The organism is Agrobacterium larrymoorei (assembly GCF_030819275.1).
Taxonomy (GTDB): domain Bacteria; phylum Pseudomonadota; class Alphaproteobacteria; order Rhizobiales; family Rhizobiaceae; genus Agrobacterium; species Agrobacterium larrymoorei_B.
The window spans coordinates 2,279,035-2,301,557 of record NZ_JAUTBL010000002.1 but is presented as its reverse complement, the minus strand read 5'-3'; the positions used below and the strand labels follow the sequence as shown (position 1 = coordinate 2,301,557).

Here is a 22,523-nt window from a genome sequence, read left to right as displayed (position 1 = left end):
TCCCGGCACTTTTTTCTTTTTCGGCGCTTCGCACTGGTGGGCAGGCGGTTCAGGCCCTTGGATCAAACTCCGCAACGGGGTGCGCCGCACCCCTGTCCATTTATTGCCTTTTTTCGTTCATCTCACATTCAGTCACTGCCTTTTAACCCAGCAAGGCACACGTCAATGTGAACTGTTCGCGTTTTAGCAAATGCGTTCATAGGCGGAACTCCCGCCTTTTATTCGCGTTGACAATCCGAACTTCGGGCCGACCTTCGGACTAAACCCGAGCAGAGGAACAGGCGACCTGCCATAAGCGCGGTCCGCGAAATGGAGAGCAGACACGATGAAACGCTTCGACCTGATCGACGGGATGCGCGGCTATTTCCTCGTCTTTATGCTGATCAACCATCTGGTGTTTGCAGGCGGTTTCTGGCTGGTGGAAATCAATCACCGTCAGTTCGCCTTCGTTGAGGATGCACAGGGCTTCGTCTTCCTGTCCGGTCTCCTCATCGGCATGGTCTATGCCCGCAAGATGGTGAAATACGGCTACGAGGCCGGGCGCGACATGATCTGGAGCCGCGCGCTCGAATTGTACAAATATGCGATGGGCTTGGTGATTGCGGTGCTCTTTGCCCGCATGGTCATCCCACACGCGCCCTACATCTGGTACAACTGGCTGGGCATGACGTCCTTTGACGATCCGCTGCGTCTGGCAGCGATTGCCACCTTCCTGTTCCAGCCGACTTTCATGGATATTCTGCCGCAATACATCGTCTATATGATCTTCGCGCCCTTCCTGGTGAAGCTCTGCCTTGATGGCAAGTGGGCCTATGTCATGGCCGGTTCGCTGCTGGTGTGGATGGCTGGTCAGCTTGGCTTGCAGCAGCTTTTTACCGCGCCGATGAACGAGATCGTCAAGGGCGTGGACGAGCAGGGCATCCGCGTCAGCTTCAACCTGTTTGGCTGGCAGCTGGTGTTCTACACAGCACTGGTGCTGGGTGCCATGACGGCGCAGAACCGTATTCCGTGGACGAAGATCTTTTCGCCGGAACGCAGCTGGATTGCCAAGGCGGCGCTCATCGTCTGCCTGTTCTTCGTGCCGCTGCGTATTGCGACCGCCTGGAACCTGATGCCGGAATTCATGCTGGGCAAATTCTCGACCATGGAAATCCGCGCCGATTTCGGCCCGGTTTACCTGATCAACTTCCTGGCCGTTGGTGTTGGTCTCACATGGTTGATCATTGCCGGTCCTAAGCATCATAATCCGATCGTGCAGAAGATCGCCGCTGGCGTGATCTGGGTGCTGTCCCTGAAGTTCCTGCAGCTTCTTGGCCGCCACTCGCTTCAGGTCTATGTCTGGCATGTCGCGATCGTCTACGGCATCTACTATCTGGATGGCCGCACGGCTGAGTTGACGCAGATCCAGAAGACGGCCATCGCCGCAATCGGTATTGCGATGCTGGCGATCCCCGCTCTCTGGCGCGAACGTGACAAGTGGATCGGCAGCGGCCAGAAGACCGCTGGCGCTTGATCCGACGGCTCATCGACAAAAGCTCTACGGGGTGGCATATGCCGCCCCGTACTTGCGTTTACGGCCTTTTTTTTCTATATGCAGCGCTTGAAAATCCAAGCTCACGCGCCTCTTGAGACTGACCCACTTGGATTTGACGACAGGCGGCGGGGCCTTTACCCCCGTTATGACTGACGATTGGAAAAACCTTGAATACGCTCGACTTTGACAAGAAGCCGGAAGATACCCGGATTGTCGTTGCCATGTCCGGTGGCGTCGATTCCTCCGTGGTGGCTGGCATTCTCAAGCGTGAGGGCTATGACGTCCTCGGCATCACCCTGCAGCTTTACGACCATGGCGCCGCCGTGCACCGCGCCGGATCCTGTTGCGCAGGCCAGGATATCGACGATGCACGCCGCGTCTGCGAAACGCTCGGCATTCCCCATTATGTGCTGGATTACGAAGCGCGCTTTCGCGAGACGGTGATCAACCCCTTTGCCGAGGCCTACGCCATGGGCGAAACGCCGGTGCCCTGCGTTGCCTGCAACCAGACCGTCAAGTTCGCCGATCTGCTCGCGACCGCCCAGGAACTGGGGGCCGACGCGCTGGCAACGGGCCACTATATCCGCTCACGCCGTAACCCCGTGCCGGGAAACCCAAACCGCCGGGCGCTCTATCGCCCGATCGATAGCGACCGTGACCAGAGCTGGTTCCTGTTTGCAACGACGCAGGAGCAGATCGATTATCTGCGCTTTCCCCTTGGTGGTCTCTCCAAGGCGGAGACGCGTGCGCTGGCGGAAGAGATGGGCCTGGTGGTGGCCAAGAAGGCGGACAGTCAGGACATCTGTTTCGTGCCGCAGGGCAAGTATACCGACATCATCAACAAGCTGAAGCCAAATGCGGCGCTTGTGGGCGATATCGTCCATCTGGATGGCCGCGTGCTTGGTCGCCACGATGGCATCGTGCATTACACGATCGGCCAGCGCCGCGGCATCGGTGTCGCAACCGGCGAGCCGCTCTATGTGGTGCATCTCGACGCCCGTGGCCGCCGTGTGATTGTCGGCCCGCGTGAGGCGCTTGAAACGCACCGCGTCTATCTGCGTGACATGAACTGGCTTGGCGATGGCGCGCTTGAAGACGACGCGGCCGGTGGCTTTGCCTGCTTCGCCAAGGTCCGCTCCACCCGCCCACCGGCAGAAGCTGTTCTCCACAGTGACGAGAACGGCATCTATGTCGATCTCGCCATCGGTGAGGCGGGCATTGCGCCCGGCCAGGCCTGCGTTCTCTACTCCGCACCGGGCGCAGATGCGCGCGTGTACGGCGGCGGTTTCATCGAACGCTCGGAACGCTCGGCAGAAGCCGAAGCATCGCTCAAAGCGCTGCTCGCCAACCCGGTCGCGGCCTGAAATCGGCTTCCCGGCCAAGTCTGTCGAAAGACTGACTTTTTGCGCATCTTGCGCTTGACACTTTAGGGAGCGGCACCTTATAAGCCGCTCATCTTGATGAAACGGGCCGCACATCGCAGCTTTGTTTCCCTCGTGGCGGGGTAGCTCAGGTGGTTAGAGCAGCGGAATCATAATCCGCGTGTCGGGGGTTCAAGTCCCTCTCCCGCTACCATTTTCCCAATTGTCCGGACCGAAGAGATAGGTAACAGTTTGTACCTGAGACATAGGTGACAATCTCGTGCCGAACGTATTGTTGTACTCTGTAGCGCGGTTTCGGAATTTTGACACTCGCAGTCGGAATTTTTAAAATTCTGGTTCTCCTGGCAAAAGGGATCGACAAAAGCCTTCATTATTGTTCTTTGAGTGCTCTCTGCTTCACTCCGCAAAAAAGCAGCCCTCATGAAAAATCACCATTGCCGCCGATGTGTTCTTCGCCCTCTTCATGCAATGTTCGGCGCAGCTCAGTGCGGAAACTTCTGTTGGCGTTATCTTCCAGATCGTTGGCGGCATGCTGACAACATTGAAAATTCCACAGCCGAGAGTCACGCCTGGTCAGGCAATGTCCTCGGCAATCCCTATCACGCCAAAGTCTCGCGGCGTCATCATCTTTGCTGGCCTGTCGCAAGGTTGATTACTTCAAACTTGACGATGCCCTAGCCCAATTTTGGTTCTTTGAAGTACTGATAATTAGATATAGCTAAAATAGCTATGAAAAAGCCGCCAAAGAAACAACACCAAGATCCCCGTTTGACGAAAGCCTTGCAGATACTAATACTTGTTTTTGCCGGACTGTACGTGTTGGCGGGAGCGACCCTATGGTTGCTCAAGCAAACACAGTAGTCAATACCGTCCCGCATTGACGATGGGACTCGCTTTGAACTGACCCCATAGAGTTGGACGGTGTATTGGTAGGGATGATTTAAAGGCTGGGTCTGTATTGCACAGGGCTTAGCCCTTTTAGTTTTAAGCGAATATGGTCGTTGTTGCCGTAGTGAATGTAGCCCTCGACGCCGTCGCGTAGTCTGTCGATGCTTTTGAAGCGGTCGATAGGCGGCTTGGGCATAGAGCGCGGCCTTCCTTTTAACGCGGAGCCAAGGCATCAAGGTCGCTGCGGTCATAGCGATCCTCCCAGACTGAGATGTAAGCTGTACGAATGTTAAAAAGGCGCAGTCACCTTCCGACGGGACAATCTATTTTTCCACATTCGTTCAAGGGCTGACAGCCTGAGCTGCGAATCATAGTGGCTATACTTGCGAGATAAACCAGCCACGCCATGTGCCGAATGACTGCGCCCCCCTGCGGATCATGAAAATGTGGAACCCGAGACGCAAAACAATCTCTCGGTAGCTGTGCGCGCCATCGCCATAATACGCGACAACCTCCCGCTTCAAAGCCAAACTGTATTTGGACATGCAAAACCCCCGAGGTTGGGTGTCCAAATCTCGGGGGTCAGTTCACAAGCCGGGCTTCCTCAGATCAACGTGTACTTCTACCTTTAGAACTTCACACCAAGACCGACGCGGATGGCGTGTTGGTTGACGTCTGAGTTGAGCGTAGCGCCTGCGCCAAGATCGAAGTTCTTGTCGCCGAAATCGGTGTAGCGGTATTCGATGCGGCCAAACATCATATCGGTGAAGGCGTAATCGACACCGAGGCCGACGGTGTAGCCGTTGAAGGTTTCCTTTTCGCTGAAGCCTGGAACTTCTGCGAAGCCACGGGCATAGGCCCAGCCGGCCGTACCGTAGACCAGCGCGCGGTCAAAGGCGTAGCCGACGCGGCCGCGGACGGAGCCCTGCCAATCGAGGCCGTAGGTCAGGGGCGTGCCCAGAACGTCGGCGGTATCATCCGCCCAGTTCTTTTCGAAGTCCGCTTCAAGGCCGACGACCCAGTTGTTGCCGAGTTCGTGGTTGTAGCCGACGAAGCCGCCGAGAAGGCCGCCATCGACGTCCGCGGAGCCAGTCGCGCCGAGGAGCGAAACATCCTGATTGGCCCAGTTGTAGCCGCCTTGAATACCGACATTGAAGCCAGTCCAGCTGAAGGCCGGGACAGCGTCTGCGACAGGTGCTGCTGGTGTTTCGTAAACTGCGTCTGCTGCCATTGCGCTTGAGGCAGCGAGCACTAGGGCGAGGGTGATGATCGTCTTTTTCATGGTGTTTACTCCCTGTATATGAGAAAATACTCAAGCGCATTTTGGTTGAAAAAGCTGTAGATTCCCGGCAACACTTGCTGATCGTTGGATAGTTTCTCTCTTAAAGATTGTATTGAGGCCTTTCGCTCAGAGGGCGTGCGGCATCAAAGGGATACTTTTGAGTGGAAGAGGTCGTTTCTGTCTCCGGTTGAATTGGCCGCTGGTATTTCCAAGATCAAACCGGCAGCGATACTTGCGAATGCATATAATGCGCGGGATATTTCATCTTGGCCGCCTCGTTTTGCGCACAAATTTCGTTGATAGTGTCGTTTTAATGAAATCGACACTTCACCGGTGGCAATTACAAATGTTAGTGTTCCCTTAAATTGCCCGTATAGGCATTACTGCCTAGGATATGTGCAAGCGGTCTGCGCGTCCTGGGTTCGGCGGGCTGTGATCTGGATTTGGAGTGGGAAATGGATTGCCTGTTGGGCAGGGACCCAAGTGAGGTCGGTTATCATACGTGGGACATTATCGAGAACCGGTTGTCGCTCGATCGCGTCTGCGCAGCGCTTTGCGGCGTGCCCGAGGTGGAAGCGGCGGAGGGGCTTCCGATCGAGGTCTTTCTGATGAAGATCGACCCTGTTAACCGAGAGCGTGTGGCAAAGGCGATCCATGACAGCCTTCTCTACGGCAATTTCTATCAGGAAGAATATCCCGTTGAATATGAGCCGGGCCGGTTCAGGCTCATACGTGTCGGCGGACGGCTGATTTACGACCGGGACGGTGTGCCGTTCAGGGGGATCGGCTGGATGGTGGATGTCAGTCCTGAGAAGGTGCTCGGCGAGGGTGTGACCCGCCAGTAAGGCGACCTGCCCACAAACAAACGGGCCGCGCGTTGCGCAGCCCGTTGTCGACGATAATTCTATTTTTTTGGATTACCAGCCCTGGCGACCGTACCAGCTGTCGACGTCGCTTTTGACGCGATCCTTTTCGACGCCATAACGCTCCTGAATCTTGCCTTCCAGCTGGTCGCGCTTGCCTGCGATCTGGTCGAGATCATCGTCAGTGAGCTTGCCCCACTGCTCCTTGATCTTACCCTTGACCTGCTTCCAGTTACCTTCAACGCGGTTCCAGTCCATGGTGGTGTCTCCTCTATTATGTTGTGTGAATATAACGGCGGCATGACGCTGTGGTTCCAATAAATGAGTGATTGATAATTCGTTAAAATCTGATTCGACATCTGATTCGATCGGGTGTAGAAATTAACTGTTCACAGAAATTAACATCGTTTGTCAGCATGTTACGGGAGGATGAGCCTTGTCCTACGCGGCATTTCAGCGAGTCGGCGGCCAGTTGTCGCCCCAGCAGGTCACGGATCTGCAGACTATCTTTGACGGTGTTTGTTTCGAATGCTTGGAGGATCGCAGCAGTCAGGTGGCGAATGAATGCGCTGCCGTGCTGATCAGAAGCGCCCAGCGCGGCATTCTTGATCACGACATGCTTCGGGACATCGGCCGAGCAGTTTTGCGGCGGCACTAGTCAATTCAACCGATCTGATGGCAGCGCCCGGTCTTGGCCGGGCGCTTTGTCGTTTTAAGGCATCGTCCGCGCAAACTTGTGCGACGGTCTTGCGCTAGGGGTACGTCGTAAAACAGACGGCTAAAGCGCAGCGATTCAATCTGAAAGATCGTATGAGGCTTTAAACTGTGTCGCGATCTTTCAGATTCGCTTATACGTTTTAGGTCCTTGTTATCGCATGCTGTTATCGCAAAACCGCTGCACACTTTTGCTTGGACCGTGCTTTAAGCCTTTTCCTGCACGTGCGCTTCGAGGAACCAGAGCGACTTGTCGAGATCGCGAGATGCGGCGGTGAAGATATCCGCCGTGCTGGCGTCGCCTGCCTCATCCGCTTCATCGATCGACTTGCGCACGAGATTGGCGACATCGCCATAGCGCTCGATCAGCTCTGCCAGGTGATCCTGAATCTTGTAGATATCGGTCGGATACGCCTTGAGCCTGGTGGTGGAGGAGACCGCCTGAAGGCTGCCGAGTGCGGTGCCGCCGAGCTGGACGGCGCGCTCTGCGATGATGTCGGTGTGGTTGTCGATCAGCTTGCGGAAGCTGTCGAGAAGCTCATGTACGGCGATGAATTGCGGACCCTTGAGGTTCCAGTGCGCCTGCTTGGTGAGGAGTGCCAGATCGATCATCGAAGCCAGTGCCTCGTTCAAAAGCCCGATCACCGTGGACTTGGTGTTGGAGGGCAGGTCGTTTCTGGTCTTGTGCGTCTTCATCTTCTTCTCCTGGACAGTCACGGCCGTGCGCCGCTTCTCGTGTTCAGGAGAGGAACGGGTAGCGGCCTATGATGTTCCTCCAGGTTCGGGAGGCGCTGTAAAAATTGTCCGGGGATGTGCGGGCAGTCATTGCTCCGGGTAGTCGCTGATAATCTCTCGCCTCAGCAAGGTGAGCGAACGATCAGGCTCGATGCGGTAGGTTTCCAGTGCAAGGCGTCCGTCAACCGTGCGAAAACTGTGGCTCATGGTGGAGCCGGCGGGCGCTTTGGTCAGCTTGGTGTGTGGCTGCCCACCATAGGTGATGCTCCCGGGAATAGGTTCGACGCCAGCGCTGGCCGAAGTGCAGGAGGCGAGGGCAAGGACGATAAGGAGGCTGAGTTTTCGCATGTTGGCTCCGAGGATATCACAGAAGCGATAGATGAGTGTCTAACTCAGACTTATCCGCCTCTGTTCCCCGCCAGCCATGCTGCGCTATTTCACATCTGCGCGCAAGGCTTGATGTTCTGTTGAGTGTGCTTCTCGCAACCGGTGACGACGATCGCACGTGGGGCAAAAAAAGCCCCGCATCACAGATGGATGCGAGGCTTTTCGCCTTGGGAGGCATTTCTACGTCTGTTTAGTCTTCATTCGCGGCAAGCTGCGTCAGCACCTGGCCGCGCCCGCGAATGCGCATGATCAGCGGAACGATGAAGGCGGCGGCTGCGACGAGGAAGAGGCCGACGGCGATGGGCGAGGTGAAGAGAACGCTCGGATCACCCTGGCCGATAGCCAGCGCACGGCGCAGCTGCTGTTCGGCCAGAGGGCCGAGGATGAGGCCGACGACGGCGGGCGCAATCGGGTAACCGAAGATACGCATGATGTAGCCGAGGATACCGAAAGCCAGCAGCATGCCGAGCTCGAAGACCGAAGGGTTGGCGCCGATGGTGCCGAGCGTCGCGAACAGCAGGATGCCTGCATAGAGCCATGGCTTGGGAATGGTCAGCAGTTTCACCCAGAGGCCGATCAGCGGCAGGTTGAGAACCAGCAGCATGAGGTTGGCAATGAAGAGGCTGGCAATCAGGCCCCAGACGAGCTGCGGATTGGTGGCAAACAGCAGCGGGCCGGGTTGCAGGCCATATTGCTGGAAACCGGCCAGCATGATCGCAGCGGTTGCCGTGGTGGGCAGGCCAAGCGTCAGGAGCGGAACCAGCGTACCGGCAGCCGAGGCATTGTTGGCCGCTTCCGGACCGGCAACGCCTTCGATGGCGCCTTCGCCGAATTCTTCCGGATATTTGGTCAGCTTCTTTTCCGTCGCATAGGAGAGGAAGGTGCCGATCTCCGCGCCGCCCGCAGGCATCGCGCCGATCGGGAAGCCGATCAGCGTGCCGCGCAGCCAGGGTTTCCAGGAGCGGGCCCAGTCCTGCGCGCTCATCCAGATGGAGCCCTTGACGGCTTCGATCTTGTCCTGGCCGGTCTGGCCCTGGGCAACAATGAAAAGCGTCTCGCCAATCGCGAACATGGCGACTGCCAGCGTGGTGACTTCAACGCCGTCGAGAAGATCCGGCACGCCGAAACTCATGCGTGTCTGCCCGGTCAGCTGGTCGATGCCGATAATGGCAAGCGTGAAGCCGATGAAGAGCGAGGTGAGGCCGCGCAGAGCCGAATCGCCGAATGCCGACGAGACGGTGACGAAGGCGAGAACCATCAGCGCGAAATATTCGCGCGGGCCAAAAACCAGCGCCAGCTTGACGATATAGGGCGCAACGAAGGCAAGCGCTATTGTTGCGATCAGTCCGGCGACGAAGGAGCCGATGGCTGCGGTGGCGAGAGCCGGGCCACCACGACCCTTGCGGGCCATCTTGTTGCCTTCGAGTGCGGTGACGATCGAGGCGCTTTCGCCCGGCGTGTTGAGAAGGATCGAGGTCGTTGAGCCGCCATACATGCCGCCATAATAGATACCGGCAAACATGATGAGCGAGCCCGCAGGATCGAGCCTGTAGGTGACGGGCAGAAGCAGTGCGACCGTCAGCGCCGGGCCGATGCCGGGCAGCACGCCGACGGCAGTTCCCAGTGTCACGCCGATCAGCGCGTAGAGCAGGTTCATCGGTTGGGCTGCAACCTCAAGACCGTGCAAAAGGAATTCGAATGTGCTCATGGACAGATGTCCCCCTGTCGGGCGAGGCTGCTGCGGCTCAACGCGCCCGCGTCCTCAGACCCCAACTCATGTTGTTCTTTAAAGCCGAGATCAGATGAAAAGCTGCTCGAATGGGCCAGCCGGAAGAGAGAGCTGCAACAGCCGCGCAAAGATGAACCACACGACGAAGCTGATCGCGATACCGAGCGGGATCGAATAATGGAGCTTCTTCTTGCCGAAGGCGCGTGCGGTGAAGGCAAACAGCAGGCCGGTGGCAATGGAAAAACCCGCAACCTTCAACAACAGCATCTGTGCGGCAAGGCCCGCAACGACCCAAACGACAGGGCCGACTTCCTGATGGTCGCGTTCGGGAAAATCCCCGCGCCAGGCTTCGATCGCCGTCCAGATTGCCAGACCGATAAGACAGAAGCCGATGGCGTAAGGTACGGTTGCCGGGCCGACCGGCGAATAGCCGGTGACGCTGGCCAGACGACCGGAATCCCAGAAGATGACGGCGGCGATGGCGACCAGCGCCACTGCGATGAGGAGCGCCGCCCAATCAGGGCGGCGTTTTGGTGTTTGTGAGGGGGTGATACCCTGGCTCATTTTACAAGTCCGATGTCTTTGAGAATGGTTTCGGTGGACGCCGTGTCCTTGTCGAGCTGCGCTTTGAACGCATCACCGGCGAGATAGGTATCCATCCAGCCCTTGGTCTTCAGCGTTTCCTGCCACTTGGCGGATTTCACCAGCTTCTCGATATCGGCATTGACGGCCTTTTCCTGCTCCGGCGTCAGGCCGGGAGGGGCGGCAACCATGCGCCAGTTCTGCACGACCACGTCGAGGCCGCTTTCCTTCAGCGTTGGTGCGTCGACGCCTTCCAGCTTCTGTTCGCTGGAGACGGCGAGAAGCCGAAGCGTTCCAGCCTTCACCTGGCTTTCGAATTCGCCATAGCTGGAAATGCCGGCGGTCACCTGCGCGCCGAGGATGGAGGCAAGCGCTTCGCCGCCGCCGGAATAGGCGATATAGTTTATCTTGGTCGGGTCGATGCCCGCTGCCTTGGCAATCAGGCCAGCCGTGATGTGGTCGGTGCCGCCAGCCGAGCCGCCGCCCCAGGAGACGCTGCCCGGATCCTTTTTCAGCTGCGCGATCAGATCATTGATGTTCTGGATCGGCGAAGAGGCGGGAACCACGACAGCTTCATATTCGCCGGTCAGACGGGCGATCGGGGTGACTTCCTTGAGCGTGACGGGCGCCTTGTTGGTGAGGATGGCACCCACCATGACGTAACCGCCGACGATCAGCGCGTTCGGGTTGCCCTTCTGCTGGCTTGCGAACTGCGCGAGACCGATGGTGCCGCCAGCGCCTGGAACGTTTTGAACCTGCACGCTCTTCGAAATGCCTTCTTCCTGCAGAACCGTCTGCAGCGAGCGGGCCGTCTGGTCCCAGCCGCCGCCCGGATTGGCAGGCGCGATGATGGTATAATCAGCGGCTGCTGCGGGAAGAGCGATGGCGCCAGCCAGAAGCGAGGCGAGGAAAAAATGCTTCAACGTAAGTCCTCCTTGAATGCCATTCGGCATTGTTGCGATATGACAACGGAAGGAGCACGCAGAGTGACCGACATGGCGCGAAGACGCTGCCAGTTGAACGGTATGATGCGATGAGACTTTCCTCCCGCTTCTCCGGCCGCCTCCACGGCATGAAGAAGAATTGCAGAGCACCACACAAAGCTGTCATCTAACTGACGCGGGGTGAAGGTTGCGGCGTTTACGGGACGTTAATTTATGCGAGAGGGTGGTTGGTTTCAGTCGCACCACCTTGGGCAGCCCTCATTTCTTTCCTTGTGACAGAAATCCAGTCGATGCGCGTCTGCGCATCGGGAAGAGTCTCTTCAGTCCAAGACTTGGACTGGCTGGGTTTCTGTGACAGGCACAGGAATTGTCTGTCGAAAATGTGCTTTATTGTTCGGGAGGCTGGATGACCTCCGAGGTGGCCACCCCGGAGGTCATGCGTTTGTACGCCCGAACAGGAATGGGTCTTCTCGACCGACCTCATCCTGGGCTGCAATCGCACCAGCTTCGCATCGCTTGTTGACTTGAATGGGCCGGCTTGGCGCCGCGCCCGCAGACAATGCTAAGCATGGAGCTCAATCATGGGCCTGAACACCGAACAAATCCAGCCTCAGTTGATCCGATTTGCTTTGGGATTCGACGTCTCCAAAGCAACAATCACTTTCTTCGACACACATAGCGGAGAGATCTGCACCCTAGAAAACAGCAAGGTGGCGCTCAAAGCGATCTTAAAGCCATATGCTGGACGCCTCGACACACTCGCCATTTGCGAGGCAACCGGTGGCTACGAGGACAATCTCCTCGATGTCCTTGAAGACCTTGCTATTCCCGCACATCGCGCAGACGCTGCCCGGGTCAAAGCCTTCATCCGCGCCTGCGGCGCCAATGCCAAGACAGATGCCATTGATGCGCGCCATATTGCCGAATATGGGCTCTCACGTGCGCAATCTCTGCCTCGCTGGCGCCCAAGTCAGCCACGGGAGGCAAAAATTAAGCTGCTCGTCTTGCGTCGTACCGATCTGGTGTCTATGCGCGTGCAAGAGGAAAACCGATTAAAGGCGCCACGCAATAAGCCGATCGCGCGCGACATCGCCGGCCATATAACTGAGATCAAGCGCCGCATTGAAGCTATCGACAAGCAGATCGAAACGATCATGAGCCTCGATAAGCGATTGAAAGACCGCAAGGCTATCCTTCAGACGGTTCCTGGTATTGGCAAGGTGATCGCCCCGGTGCTGTTGGCTCTCATGCCAGAGCTCGGACACATCGATCGCAAGCAGGCAGCAAGTCTGGCGGGATGTGCGCCTCATGCCCGCGACAGCGGCGCTCGTAAAGGCCGTCGTTTTACAAAGGGCGGACGGCGGCAGTTACGACCGCTACTCTTCACCGCGGCGATGGCGGCAAGCCACAGCAAAAGCCATCTCGCTACAACATACAAGCATCTGCTCGCAGCCGGGAAGTCAAAACTCACAGCTCTTGGCGCCATCATGCGACACATCATCGTCATCGCAAATGCGAGACTCAAAGAATACCACATAGCCCAAATACGACTGACTTGATGAGGAAGCGGGGTATCACTGCGACCGCAACGCCTCGTTCCAGCGCTCTATAATCCGGGCGCGCTTGACCTGATCGAGATAGACCATCAGGCCGGGGCTGACGGGGACTGGGCGCAATTGCGCGCCGTGGATGGCCTGCATGGTGTTGGCGGTGTTCTCACCGGCCACTTCCGGGCTGACGGCGGGGATTTGCAGTTGGCGCGCCATGATCGTCTGGCCTTCCTTCGACATGAAGAACTGCAGATAGCGGCGGCCAAGCTCGGGGTTGGCGGCGGCTTGCGGCACGAGGCCGATGCGCGACATGACGACGGTATAGTCGCTTGGCAGCATGATGCCGACATCCGGGTGGCGGGCGGCCCAATCTGCGGCGTAGGAACCAAGGATGTTATACCCCAAGACGAAGCGGCCATCGGAGATGCGCTCCAGAATCGCGGAGCTGGTGGAATAGACTTTTACGCCCGCAGCACCCATGGCTTTGATGACATTCCAGATGTCGCCAAACTGCTCCTGGTCGCGCGACATGAAGAGAAAGCCGACGCCCGAGCGCTCGATATCATAGGTGGCGATGCGGCCGTGCACGTCCTTGGCGTGGCGCTCGAGATAGTCGACAAACTCGGCGCGGCTTGCCGGTGGCTTCTCGTTGACGAAGCTCGGCTTGTGATAGACGAAGACGGCGGGCTCGAAGGTCAGCGCGTAAGCGGTATTGCGCCAGTTGGCCCATGCAGGCCAAAGCGCGCTGCCGGGCAAGTCGGAGCGCTGGGCATAGCCGTCATTGCTGAGCTTGACCTGCAGGTCCATGGCGGATGAGAAGGCGAAATCGGCGGTCTTCCTGCCACTATCGGTCTCCTCCACGATGCGGTCGTAGATCTCGCCGGTCAGCATATCCTCATAGGAAACGGCAACATCCGGGTTGGCGCGCTGGAAACCCTCGATCATCGGGGTGGCGAGCGGCTCATCGAGCGAGGAATAGACCACCAGCGTCTGAGCTTCCTTCTTGCCGGAGAGCGCCGGAAAGAGCATCGGCTGCGCGTGCGAGACGGCGCTGCCGAGAAGGACAAGACAAAGAGCTAGGGTGATACGCATGGGCGTGATCATGCAGCAGGCCGTTGTCCTTCACAAGCGGGCTTCATAAGCGATCCTTTGAGAACGGCGTTCACAAGTGCGAACGACTTCGCTAGAGCGCCGTGCGTCCTATTGGACGCACAAAGGACGCTCTATCTTCTTTGATCTACGCATCGTGCTTTCCGAAAATCGATTCCGATTTTCGGGCCGATGCTGTAACGTCCTGACGCGAGGGGGATTTCACGTTTGCGCATTCTGTTGGTGGAGGACAATCAGGTTCTATCGGAAGGATTGTCGGCGCTGTTGCGCGGCAGTGGCTATGCCGTGGATGTGGTGTCGGATGGCAATTCCGCGGATGCCGCGATTGCGGCAGAGAATTTCGACCTCGTCATCCTCGATCTGAACCTGCCGGAAAAGGATGGCATCGACGTGCTGCGCTCCATGCGCGCGCGCCAGGACAAGGCCGCCGTGTTGATCCTCACCGCCCGCGGCACGCCGGAGGAGAAGGTGAGGGGGCTCGATCTCGGCGCTGACGATTACATGATCAAGCCCTTCGATATTGCCGAGTTCGAGGCGCGGGTGCGCGTGCTTTTGCGCCGCAATGCGGGCCTACGCTCCTCTCTCGTCAGTTTCGGCAATGTCTCCTTCGATCTCACATCGCGCACTTTTTCCGCAGGCGGTCATCCGCTCGATCTGCCGGCGCGCGAAGTGGCGCTGCTGGAGGTGCTGTTCATGCGGGCGGGCAAGGTGGTGGCGAAGGAGGCCATCGTCCAGTCACTGACGGGCTTTGACGACGAGCTTTCCGGCAATGCCATCGAGCAATATGTCAGCCGTCTGCGAAAGCGGCTTGCGCCCCACGGGCTGACGGTGAAGACCGCGCGCGGCATCGGCTACTATCTCGAAAGGCTGGCCGAGGCTGCCGAATGAGGAAGGTCGCCTATTCGCTTCGGCGCAGGCTTCTCGGCTGGCTGCTGGTCTCGACCGCGATCATCGGCTGCGTGGCGTTGGCGGATACCTATCGCGAGGCGATCAACACCGCCAATATCGTCTCCGACCGGGTGCTCTCCGGCTCGGCGCTGGCGATCGCTGAACGCGTGGTGGTGGCGGAAAACGGCACGCTGGAAGTCGATATTCCCTATGTGGCGCTGGAAATGCTGACCTCTGCCGCACAGGATCGCGTCTTCTACCGGGTGGATGGGCCGAACGGCCAGTTTCTCACCGGCTATCAGAACCTTCCCTCGGTGAGCGGTCTGCGAGGCGACAGCCCGCGTTTTCAGGATGCGGTGTTCCGTGGAGAGCCGATCCGCGTTGCGGCCCTGCGCCGCTTTGCCTCCACCGGCATCAACTCCGTGCCTTTTACCGTCACTGTGGCGGAAACCACCATTGCCCGCAGCCGGCTTGCCCGCGCCATCATCTTGCGCTCGGCACTGCGCCTGCTCCTGATGATCCTGGGTGCCGCGGCAATCGTCTGGGTGGCGGTAACCCTGTCGCTGCGCCCGCTCTACCGCTTGAGCGAGGCGATTGGCGAGCGAAGCCCCGACGATCTGCATCCGATCCGGCAATCCGTGCCAGTGGAGGTGGAAAATCTGGTGGAAACGGTCAACTCTTTCATGGTGCGGCTGCAATCGGCGCTCGATGCGCTGCGCCATTTCACCGGCAATGCCAGCCACCAGTTGCGCACGCCGCTTGCCATCATCCGCACGCAGCTGGCACTTGCTGCCCGCGCCCAGACGCTGGAAGAGGCCAAGGCGGCAGCGAAGAAGGGCGACGCCTCCGTTGCCCATGCCGAGCATATTCTGGCGCAGCTTCTGCGCATGGCCAATATCGATGCCGCAGGGTCCGGCGAAAAACAAAGCCTCGTTGCCGTCGATCTCGTGTCGCTCGCCCAATCGGTGACGGCGGATTTCGTGCCGAGCGCGGCAGAGGCCGATATCGATCTCGGTTTCGAGGAGGTGGACGCGGCGACCGTCCAGGCTGAACCGCTGCTGCTTCGAGAACTTCTCGGCAACCTCATCAGCAATGCGATCGCCTATGCCGGACACGGCTCGGAAATCACCGTGCGGGTGCTGAAGGTCGAAGGCCGGGCCTGTCTGGAGGTTGAGGATAATGGCATCGGCATCCCAGCGGAAAAGCGCGCCATCGTGCGCCAGCGCTTCGCGCGTGGTGAGGGGAATGTGGCGCCGGGGGCTGGGCTGGGGCTAGCGATCGTCGAGGAAATCGCAACGCTTTTCAAGGCGGCGCTTGTTCTCGAAGACGGCGCGGGCGGGCGCGGGCTGAAGGCGTCGATCCGGTTCTGACCGATCAAAACGAAAGGGCAGGGCAGCGCATCGCCACCCTGCCACATCCAAAGGCTTAATCGTTCATCTTGTCGATGAGCTGCATCATGATGTCGGCGCAAGCCTTCATCGGCTCATCATCGGCGCATTTGACGTCGATCTTGGTCTCACCGCTCTCGATGCGGAAATGCGCACCCTTGGAGGGTGGCGGCGGGGGAGGCATGTGGCCACGTGGGCCGTCCGGACCTGGACCATCTGGGCCGGGGCCCCGCTCCATGGGACCGCGAGGGCCTGGAGGCGGTGGCGGAGCGTCGGGCTTTGCCATTCCGTCAGCCGGCGCTGCCGGCGGAGGCGGCGGTGGTGGCTGCTGGGCAAAGGCGGTTCCGGCCGCAAGGAAGAGCGCGGCGCCGGCGATAATCAACTTTTTCATGGGGAAGCCTCTTGGTTGGACTGCGCAAGAGAAACGGCACGGAGCGCCGTCAGTTGCTTATGGTCCAAAATTATTTTTGGCTTCCGTGGTACTTAAAGCGTGTCGCGATTTTTCAGATTCGCTCCCTACGCTTTAAGTCCTTGTTCTGTCGCATGTCGTTATCGCAAAACCGCTGCACAGTTTTGCGCGACATGCTTTAGCCAATCAGCCCATCCGCTCCGACGCATAGGAACCCGGGCTTGGCGGGAAGACCACGGTGCGGTTGCCGTTGATGAAGGTGCGGTGGTGGATGTGGGCATGGATGGCGCGGGCCAGAACCTGGCTTTCCACATCGCGGCCGAGCGAGACGTAGTCGTCTGCCGATTGGGCGTGGGTGATGCGCACCGTGTCCTGCTCGATGATCGGGCCTTCGTCGAGATCGGCGGTGACGTAATGGGCGGTGGCGCCAATCAGCTTCACGCCGCGCTCATAGGCCTGCTTGTAGGGGTTGGCGCCCTTGAAGCTTGGCAGGAAGGAGTGGTGGATGTTGATGATCTTGCCGGACATCTTGCGGCACATGTCGTCGGAGAGAACCTGCATGTAGCGCGCCAGAACCACGAGTTCGGTGCCGGTGCTTTCGATCAGGTCGTTCAGCTGGGCTTCGGCCTTCGGCTTGTTTTCCTTTGTCACCTTGATGTGGTGGAAGGGAATGTCGTGGTTGACGACGACCTTCTGGTAATCGAAGTGGTTGGAGACGACGCCGACGATATCGATCGGCAGCGCGCCGATCTTCCAGCGATAGAGCAGATCGTTGAGACAATGACCGAAACGCGACACCATCAGCAGCGTCTTGGTGCGCTCGCCATCGCTGAAAATCTCGGCTTCCATCTTGAAGCGCTCGGCAACCGGCTTGAAGCCTTCCTTGATGTCTGAAAGCGACACGCCCTCTTCGGAAATGAAGGAGACGCGCATAAAGAACTTGCCGGTTTCGAGGTCGTCGAATTGCGAGCTATCGACGATGTTGCAACCCTTGTCCGCGAGATAACCCGAAATGGCGGCGACGATGCCGCGTGTGGATTTGCAAGCTACGGTCAATACATAGGTCGTCATCTGGTCTTACCCCTCGCGATCTTCTTGGTGCCTAATAGCGCAAACGTGCCTGGGCGCAAGTCCTCCACCGCACTGCTTCCGCGCTTCAGATCAATGTGTTGAATTCATAAGGCAGAGGAAGGGCGCGGAACATGCCGGGAGCGACATCGGATGTTCAAAGCAGGAGTGCGGATAGGGCTGCCGCGATGCGATCATTCGGCAGCCCGGGCTTCATCACCGTCAGGTGCGAAAGCTGTCGCGCAATGCCTCGAAGCGGGTGACCTGAGGGGCGAGCAATTCCTTCTGCGCGTCGCGGCGCACGAAGATCTTGAACATGGCGCTGCCGCCCGCATTCATGAACCAGACTGAGAGCGAACGGCGTCCGTGGAATGTGCGATCGACAAAGGCAATGGAGACGCAAGCCTCCTTCTTGATATGCCCGCCAATCGGGCTATCGCCGTGAATGTTGAACCAGCCATGACCCTCGCTGCCTTCCGGCAGGGTGCCTGCCACTTCGAAGACGATATCCGGCGTCTGGACGATCATCAGGATTTCGCCCCAGCTGCGAAGCTCGTCCCAGATGGCGTTGAAGCTTTCGGCAGGTGCCTGAATGGCGGCACCGGGCGGCAGGATCGCCAGAATTTCGGCAGGCGTCACCGCAGCCTTGCCGGCAATGGCTTCCACGACACCGTCGGGCTTTTCGGCCAGCGCCGCTTCAGCGCGGCTGCGTCGCTCACTGGCCTCGTCTGTCACGAGGCCACTCATCGTCATGCGGCGACCGAGCGGGTTTCGCCGTTCTTGTCTTCATGGATGATGACGTCGAAGCCCTCGAAATGCGGACCGGAGAGATATTCGACCTTGCCGCGATTGTTGCCGGCATTGGCATGGGCCGCGCGGAACTGTTCGGAGCGCGTCCAGGCGGTGAAATCGTCCTTCGTCGCCCAGACGGTATGCGAGGCGTAGAGCGTGTGATCCTCAGCGCTCGGGCCTTTCAGCATGTGAAATTCAAGGTAGCCCGGCATCTCGCTCAGATGGCGCTTGCGCTCGCGCCAGATGGTCTCGAAGGCCTCTTCATAGCCCGGGACAACGCGGAAGCGGTTCATAGCGATAAACATTTGGGTCTCCATTAAGTGGTATGTGTTGCTCAGGATATTGAGCGAGTTCAAAAATGAAAAGGGCAAAATCAAAAAGATAACGCGGATACTCCACTTTATCGGATTGTGCGTATTTTAAAGATGTGTAAATAACTCAACTTATATGCGGCAGTCCTGCCGCGCCTTTCGATAGCAGGGTTATCACATGCCGGTTTCCTCCCGTTCCGCTCTCCTTGGTCTTGTTTTACCAGCGCTTGTCGCCCTTACGCCGCTTCAAGCGACGGCTTCGGACAAGGGCAATCCGGAGGCCAAACGGATTGTGGCCGTGGGTGGCACGATTACGGAAATTCTCTATGCGCTGGGTGCCGGTGACCGCGTGATTGCCCGCGATTCCACCAGCACCTATCCCATCGAGGCGACCTCGAAGCCGGATGTCGGCTATATGCGGGCGCTGTCTTCCGAGGGCGTTCTGGCACAGAAGCCGGATCTGATCCTTTCCGAAGACGGTGCCGGACCGCCGGATGTCATCGGCATTTTGAAAGCCAGCGAAGTGCCGATGGTGACGGTGGATACGCCACCCGACGCCAAGGCCATCGCAAAGAAGATCGAAGACGTTGGGGCGGCGGTCGGTCTGGAAGACAAGGCGAAGGTGCTGGCCGACAAGGTCGATGCCGATCTTGCTGCCCTTTCCAAGGATGTTGCCGCCGTCGGAGACAAGAAGAAGCGGGTGCTTTTCGTGCTGTCCATGGCGGGCGGGCGCATCATGGCGGCGGGCAAGGAGACCGAAGCGGCGGCGATCATCGAGCTTGCAGGTGGCGTCAATGCAGCACCCGAGATCACCGGCTACAAGCCGCTGACGGATGAGGCGGTGATTGCCGCAGCACCCGATGTCATTCTCACCATGCAGCGCGGCAACCATGCGGCAAAGCCAGAGGAAGTCTTTGCGCTGCCCGCCTTCCAGTCCACACCTGCCGCTGCGGCGAGGGCCCTGATCAGCATGGACGGGCTTTACTTGATCGGCTTTGGCCCGCGCACGCCAGACGCCGGTCGTGAACTTGCGTCGAAGCTTTATCCGGAGATCGTCAAGCCGTGAGCGCCGTGGCGATGAATGCAGCCGCTGGGCGGGTGCCGGGCGATCGATCCCGCAAGGGTCTGCTCACACTCGTCGCGCTTTGCGTCATTCTGTTTCTCGCCTGTCTCGTATCGCTTTCAAGCGGCCCAACCGGGGTCGGGCTTCATGAGCTTTGGCTCTACTTCACCGGCGGTGCAGCTACGATGGAGGCGCGCGATCGCGTTATCCTGGAGGCCGTGCGGCTGCCGCGGACGGGGCTCGGTTTGATGATCGGCGCGGCACTTGCCGTCTCCGGCGCCATGATGCAGGGGCTGTTTCGCAATCCGCTGGCCGATCCCGGCCTTGTCGGCGTTACCTCGGGTGCCGCGCTTTTCGCTGTTGCCGCACTGGCGCTGGGTAGCGGGCTTCTTGCGCCGCTTTCGGTTTTTCTCGGCGTGCACTTCCTGCCGGTCATGGCCTTTGCCGGAGGGCTGATCAACACCTTCCTGCTTTACCTCATCGCCACCCGAAACGGGGCCACCTCGACGACTGTTCTAATCCTTGCCGGTATCGCGGTGGCTGCCTTGAGTGGTGCGCTGACCGGCCTGATGATCTTCCTGGCGGATGACCGGGCGTTGCGTGACATCACCTTCTGGAGCCTTGGCTCGCTCGGCGGAGCCACCTCAACCAAGGTGCTGGCGACGCTGCCTTTCGTGCTGGCGATCCTTGCCAGCATCCCCTTCGTCTCCAAGGGGCTGGATGCGCTGATCCTTGGGGATGCTGCCGCCTTTCACATGGGCATTCCGGTGCAACGGTTGAAGCGCATCGTTATCGTCGTGGTAGCTGCCGCCTGCGGCGCGAGTGTCGCCGCGGCTGGCTCTATCGGCTTTGTCGGCATCGTTGTGCCGCATCTGCTGCGCCTCGTCATCGGCTCGTCGCATCGCTTCCTGTTGCCGTCCTCGGCGATTGGCGGGGCGGCACTTCTGCTGCTCGCGGACAGTTTTGCCCGTACGGTTGCCGCACCCGCTGAACTGCCGATCGGGGTGGTGATGGCGTTGATCGGGGCGCCGGTCTTCCTCTTTCTGCTGCTTGGCAGGAACGGTCTTGGGCTGAGGAGCGCGACATGATCTCGGCACGCAATCTCACCGTTACGCGCGGCGAGCGGCATCTGATCCATGACGTGTCGATCAGCCTTGCGCCCGGTACCTTCAGTGTCATCATCGGCCCCAATGGTGCGGGCAAATCGACGCTGATGAAAGTGGTGTGCGGCGAGCTGAAGCCGGACCGGGGCAGCGTGGCCTATGGCACGATCGACCTTTCGGTCTTCTCGCCCGTGCAGCTTGCCCGCCTTCGCGCCGTCCTGCCGCAAAGCACGGTGCTGGCCTTTCCCTTCACCGCGCTTGAAATCGTGCGGATGGGCGCCGTCGCACAAGGCTCTCGCACACCGGATGAACAGGCACGCCGAGCGCTCGCAAAGGTCGGCTTGGGCGGCTTCGAGGGGCGGGCCTACAACATGCTGTCCGGCGGAGAACAGCAGCGGGTGCAGTTTGCCCGCGCGCTTGCGCAGGTTCCTTATCCGGTGGAGAACGGCGAAAGCCGCGTGCTGCTTCTGGACGAGCCGACCTCCAGCCTCGACCTCGGTCACCAGATTTCCGTCTTGGAAACGGCCAGAGACTTTGTTGCGGCTGGCGGTACGGTGCTGGCTATCCTCCACGATCTCAATCTCGCGGCAGAGTTCGCCGATCAACTTATCGTCATGCACCGGGGGGCTGTGACCGCTTGCGGATCGGCGCTCGAGACCATCAATGACGAGACGATTGCACGCGTCTATGGCGTGGGGGGCGCGGTGGGGCGTCTGCCTGCCGATCATATCGCCTATGTGCTGCCGCAGGCGCGGCATCGCTAGGGCGCTGCTTCACTCCTGGGGCGGCGATGGACGCGTGACGACGAAGGTCCCGGCACCAATCATCACGAGTGCGACGATCAGCATCTGAAGAGCGGGCGGGGCCATGATGACGATGTAAATCAGGTAACTCATTGTCATCAAAGAGACTGCGGCGATCTTGGCGCGCCGCGGAATGGCGCCGTGTTCGCGCCAGTTGCGCAGGGACTTGCCGAAACGTGGGTGGTTCAGCATCCAGGCTTCCAGCCGGGGTGATGATTTGGAAAAGCACCAGAGCGCCACGAGCAGAAACGGCGTCGTCGGCAGGAGCGGCAAAAACGCACCGACCACACCGGTTGCGACCATCAGACAGCCGAGACAGAGATAAAAAATGCGCATATCTGCCGGTAACATGCGTCTGCCATCCATGACAGAGAAAAAGCACGCCGAACCCGCGCGCCGAGCCAAGGGGTTGAACTATCGGCCTTTCGGCTTTATCTGGCTGCCAAAATGCAGGGGTGCAACCGGCTGAAGCATGGTCCGCGCAAAAGTGCTGAAGCGCTCTGGCGATAGGACCATGCGACAAACCAAAAACCTAAAGCGTGAGGCGCGACTGCGAAAGATCGCGACAGGCTTTAACAGGATGAAGGAAAACACGATGGCGAAGTTGATCCACTCGATGGTCCGTGTGCTGGACGAAAAACGTTCGGTGGATTTTTACAAGCAGGCTTTTGATCTCAACGTTGCGGAGCGCTTCGAGTTCGAGACCTTTACGCTGATCTACCTCAGCAATCCCGAAGGCGATTTCGAGCTGGAATTGACGGTCAACAAGGGCCGCGAAGTGCCTTACGCGCTGGGAGATGGCTATGGCCATATTGCCGTCAGCGTCGAAGATGTGGATTCCGAGCATGTGCGCCTGACCGAACTCGGCCTTTCGGTTGGCAAGATCATCGAGGCGGATTACAAAGGCGTGCCGTTCGCCAAGTATTTCTTCATCTGCGATCCGGATGGCTACAAGATCGAAGTGCTGCAGCGGGGCAATCGCTTCAAGTAAGCAGCTT

Annotated in this window: 24 protein-coding genes, 1 tRNA gene and 1 pseudogene; 11 read left to right on the top strand and 15 right to left on the bottom strand. The window is 59.0% G+C overall.

Features of this window, described 5'->3' with window-relative positions; all coding sequences use genetic code 11:
- Positions 1 to 325: 325 nt before the first annotated feature.
- The 3 genes from QE408_RS19790 (at position 326) to QE408_RS19780 (ending at position 3,109) form a co-directional block, all read left to right on the top strand.
- Positions 326 to 1,513 carry an OpgC family protein gene (locus QE408_RS19790; RefSeq protein ID WP_306934094.1) on the top strand — a complete coding sequence of 396 codons (1,188 nt, stop codon included), beginning with the start codon at positions 326 to 328 and terminating at the stop codon, positions 1,511 to 1,513.
- A 188-nt stretch (positions 1,514 to 1,701) separates the two neighbouring features.
- The gene (gene mnmA / locus QE408_RS19785) at positions 1,702 to 2,898 is read left to right on the top strand and encodes a tRNA 2-thiouridine(34) synthase MnmA (protein WP_306934092.1); all 1,197 of its coding nucleotides are present in this window, start codon (positions 1,702 to 1,704) and stop codon (positions 2,896 to 2,898) included.
- A gap of 134 nt (positions 2,899 to 3,032) precedes the next feature.
- Positions 3,033 to 3,109, top strand: a tRNA-Met gene (locus QE408_RS19780).
- Positions 3,110 to 3,856: 747 nt separating this feature from the next.
- Here QE408_RS19780 and QE408_RS19775 read toward each other — a convergent pair.
- Both QE408_RS19775 and QE408_RS19770 read right to left on the bottom strand, forming a co-directional pair.
- Positions 3,857 to 3,976, bottom strand: a pseudogene (locus QE408_RS19775) (IS3 family transposase); the annotation flags it as partial.
- A 456-nt stretch (positions 3,977 to 4,432) separates the two neighbouring features.
- Positions 4,433 to 5,086, bottom strand: coding sequence for an outer membrane protein (locus QE408_RS19770; RefSeq protein WP_306934090.1), 654 nt, complete (start codon positions 5,084 to 5,086; stop codon positions 4,433 to 4,435).
- Between the two features lie 455 nt (positions 5,087 to 5,541).
- Between QE408_RS19770 and QE408_RS19765 the strand changes: the two genes are divergently transcribed.
- Positions 5,542 to 5,931 (top strand): PAS domain S-box protein, encoded by a 390-nt coding sequence (locus QE408_RS19765; protein WP_306934089.1) that lies wholly within the window; start codon positions 5,542 to 5,544, stop codon positions 5,929 to 5,931.
- A 72-nt stretch (positions 5,932 to 6,003) separates the two neighbouring features.
- On the opposite strand, the gene QE408_RS19760 is transcribed toward QE408_RS19765, so the two are convergent.
- From QE408_RS19760 to QE408_RS19730, 7 genes are all read right to left on the bottom strand, one after another.
- Complete coding sequence (locus QE408_RS19760; RefSeq protein WP_062425195.1) at positions 6,004 to 6,207, bottom strand: CsbD family protein; 204 nt, start codon at positions 6,205 to 6,207, stop codon at positions 6,004 to 6,006.
- Between the two features lie 82 nt (positions 6,208 to 6,289).
- A complete protein-coding gene (locus tag QE408_RS19755; protein ID WP_306934086.1) occupies positions 6,290 to 6,562 on the bottom strand; it encodes a hypothetical protein in 273 nt (90 codons plus the stop codon).
- A 308-nt stretch (positions 6,563 to 6,870) separates the two neighbouring features.
- Positions 6,871 to 7,380, bottom strand: a complete 510-nt coding sequence (gene dps / locus QE408_RS19750) for a DNA starvation/stationary phase protection protein Dps (RefSeq protein ID WP_306934084.1) — start codon at positions 7,378 to 7,380, stop codon at positions 6,871 to 6,873.
- 105 nt (positions 7,381 to 7,485) lie between these two features.
- The gene (locus QE408_RS19745; RefSeq protein ID WP_306934082.1) at positions 7,486 to 7,746 is read right to left on the bottom strand and encodes a hypothetical protein; all 261 of its coding nucleotides are present in this window, start codon (positions 7,744 to 7,746) and stop codon (positions 7,486 to 7,488) included.
- Positions 7,747 to 7,975: 229 nt separating this feature from the next.
- Positions 7,976 to 9,493 (bottom strand): tripartite tricarboxylate transporter permease, encoded by a 1,518-nt coding sequence (locus tag QE408_RS19740; protein WP_306934080.1) that lies wholly within the window; start codon positions 9,491 to 9,493, stop codon positions 7,976 to 7,978.
- Between the two features lie 90 nt (positions 9,494 to 9,583).
- A complete protein-coding gene (locus tag QE408_RS19735) occupies positions 9,584 to 10,078 on the bottom strand; it encodes a tripartite tricarboxylate transporter TctB family protein (RefSeq protein WP_306934078.1) in 495 nt (164 codons plus the stop codon).
- Entirely contained in the window at positions 10,075 to 11,019 is a 945-nt protein-coding gene (locus QE408_RS19730) for a Bug family tripartite tricarboxylate transporter substrate binding protein (protein WP_306934076.1), read from the bottom strand. The genes QE408_RS19735 and QE408_RS19730 overlap by 4 nt, the downstream gene beginning before the upstream one ends.
- Before the next feature lie 602 nt (positions 11,020 to 11,621).
- Between QE408_RS19730 and QE408_RS19725 the strand changes: the two genes are divergently transcribed.
- Positions 11,622 to 12,599, top strand: coding sequence for an IS110 family transposase (locus QE408_RS19725; RefSeq protein WP_306934075.1), 978 nt, complete (start codon positions 11,622 to 11,624; stop codon positions 12,597 to 12,599).
- Between the two features lie 15 nt (positions 12,600 to 12,614).
- Here the strand turns inward: QE408_RS19725 and QE408_RS19720 are convergent, their stop codons facing one another.
- Positions 12,615 to 13,682, bottom strand: a complete 1,068-nt coding sequence (locus QE408_RS19720) for an ABC transporter substrate-binding protein (protein ID WP_306934074.1) — start codon at positions 13,680 to 13,682, stop codon at positions 12,615 to 12,617.
- Positions 13,683 to 13,907: 225 nt separating this feature from the next.
- Here QE408_RS19720 and QE408_RS19715 point away from each other — a divergent pair, with 225 nt between their 5' ends.
- A complete protein-coding gene (locus tag QE408_RS19715; protein ID WP_062425152.1) occupies positions 13,908 to 14,588 on the top strand; it encodes a response regulator in 681 nt (226 codons plus the stop codon).
- Complete coding sequence (locus tag QE408_RS19710) at positions 14,585 to 15,958, top strand: sensor histidine kinase (protein ID WP_306934070.1); 1,374 nt, start codon at positions 14,585 to 14,587, stop codon at positions 15,956 to 15,958. The genes QE408_RS19715 and QE408_RS19710 overlap by 4 nt, the downstream gene beginning before the upstream one ends.
- 55 nt (positions 15,959 to 16,013) lie before the next feature.
- Here QE408_RS19710 and QE408_RS19705 read toward each other — a convergent pair whose 3' ends face one another.
- The 4 genes from QE408_RS19705 to QE408_RS19690 all read right to left on the bottom strand — a co-directional run bounded on the left by QE408_RS19705 (position 16,014) and on the right by QE408_RS19690 (position 18,550).
- Positions 16,014 to 16,367, bottom strand: coding sequence for a hypothetical protein (locus QE408_RS19705; protein WP_306934069.1), 354 nt, complete (start codon positions 16,365 to 16,367; stop codon positions 16,014 to 16,016).
- A 204-nt stretch (positions 16,368 to 16,571) separates the two neighbouring features.
- Positions 16,572 to 17,456, bottom strand: coding sequence for a formyltetrahydrofolate deformylase (gene purU, locus QE408_RS19700; RefSeq protein ID WP_112520849.1), 885 nt, complete (start codon positions 17,454 to 17,456; stop codon positions 16,572 to 16,574).
- Between the two features lie 219 nt (positions 17,457 to 17,675).
- On the bottom strand, positions 17,676 to 18,200 hold the full coding sequence (gene hutX, locus QE408_RS19695) for a heme utilization cystosolic carrier protein HutX (RefSeq protein WP_306934894.1): 525 nt from the start codon (positions 18,198 to 18,200) through the stop codon (positions 17,676 to 17,678).
- A gap of 2 nt (positions 18,201 to 18,202) precedes the next feature.
- A complete protein-coding gene (locus QE408_RS19690; protein ID WP_113180716.1) occupies positions 18,203 to 18,550 on the bottom strand; it encodes an antibiotic biosynthesis monooxygenase family protein in 348 nt (115 codons plus the stop codon).
- Positions 18,551 to 18,734: 184 nt separating this feature from the next.
- Between QE408_RS19690 and QE408_RS19685 the strand changes: the two genes are divergently transcribed.
- From QE408_RS19685 to QE408_RS19675, 3 genes are read left to right on the top strand one after another with little or no spacing between them, the layout of a single operon-like run.
- The gene (locus QE408_RS19685) at positions 18,735 to 19,622 is read left to right on the top strand and encodes a heme/hemin ABC transporter substrate-binding protein (protein WP_306934067.1); all 888 of its coding nucleotides are present in this window, start codon (positions 18,735 to 18,737) and stop codon (positions 19,620 to 19,622) included.
- An 11-nt stretch (positions 19,623 to 19,633) separates the two neighbouring features.
- Positions 19,634 to 20,707, top strand: coding sequence for a FecCD family ABC transporter permease (locus tag QE408_RS19680; RefSeq protein WP_373465590.1), 1,074 nt, complete (start codon positions 19,634 to 19,636; stop codon positions 20,705 to 20,707).
- Positions 20,704 to 21,486, top strand: coding sequence for a heme ABC transporter ATP-binding protein (locus tag QE408_RS19675; protein WP_306934063.1), 783 nt, complete (start codon positions 20,704 to 20,706; stop codon positions 21,484 to 21,486). The genes QE408_RS19680 and QE408_RS19675 overlap by 4 nt, the downstream gene beginning before the upstream one ends.
- Before the next feature lie 9 nt (positions 21,487 to 21,495).
- Here the strand turns inward: QE408_RS19675 and QE408_RS19670 are convergent, their stop codons facing one another.
- Positions 21,496 to 21,861 carry a YbaN family protein gene (locus QE408_RS19670; RefSeq protein WP_306934891.1) on the bottom strand — a complete coding sequence of 122 codons (366 nt, stop codon included), beginning with the start codon at positions 21,859 to 21,861 and terminating at the stop codon, positions 21,496 to 21,498.
- A 259-nt stretch (positions 21,862 to 22,120) separates the two neighbouring features.
- Between QE408_RS19670 and QE408_RS19665 the strand changes: the two genes are divergently transcribed.
- Complete coding sequence (locus QE408_RS19665; protein WP_306934061.1) at positions 22,121 to 22,516, top strand: VOC family protein; 396 nt, start codon at positions 22,121 to 22,123, stop codon at positions 22,514 to 22,516.
- Positions 22,517 to 22,523 lie beyond the last annotated feature (7 nt).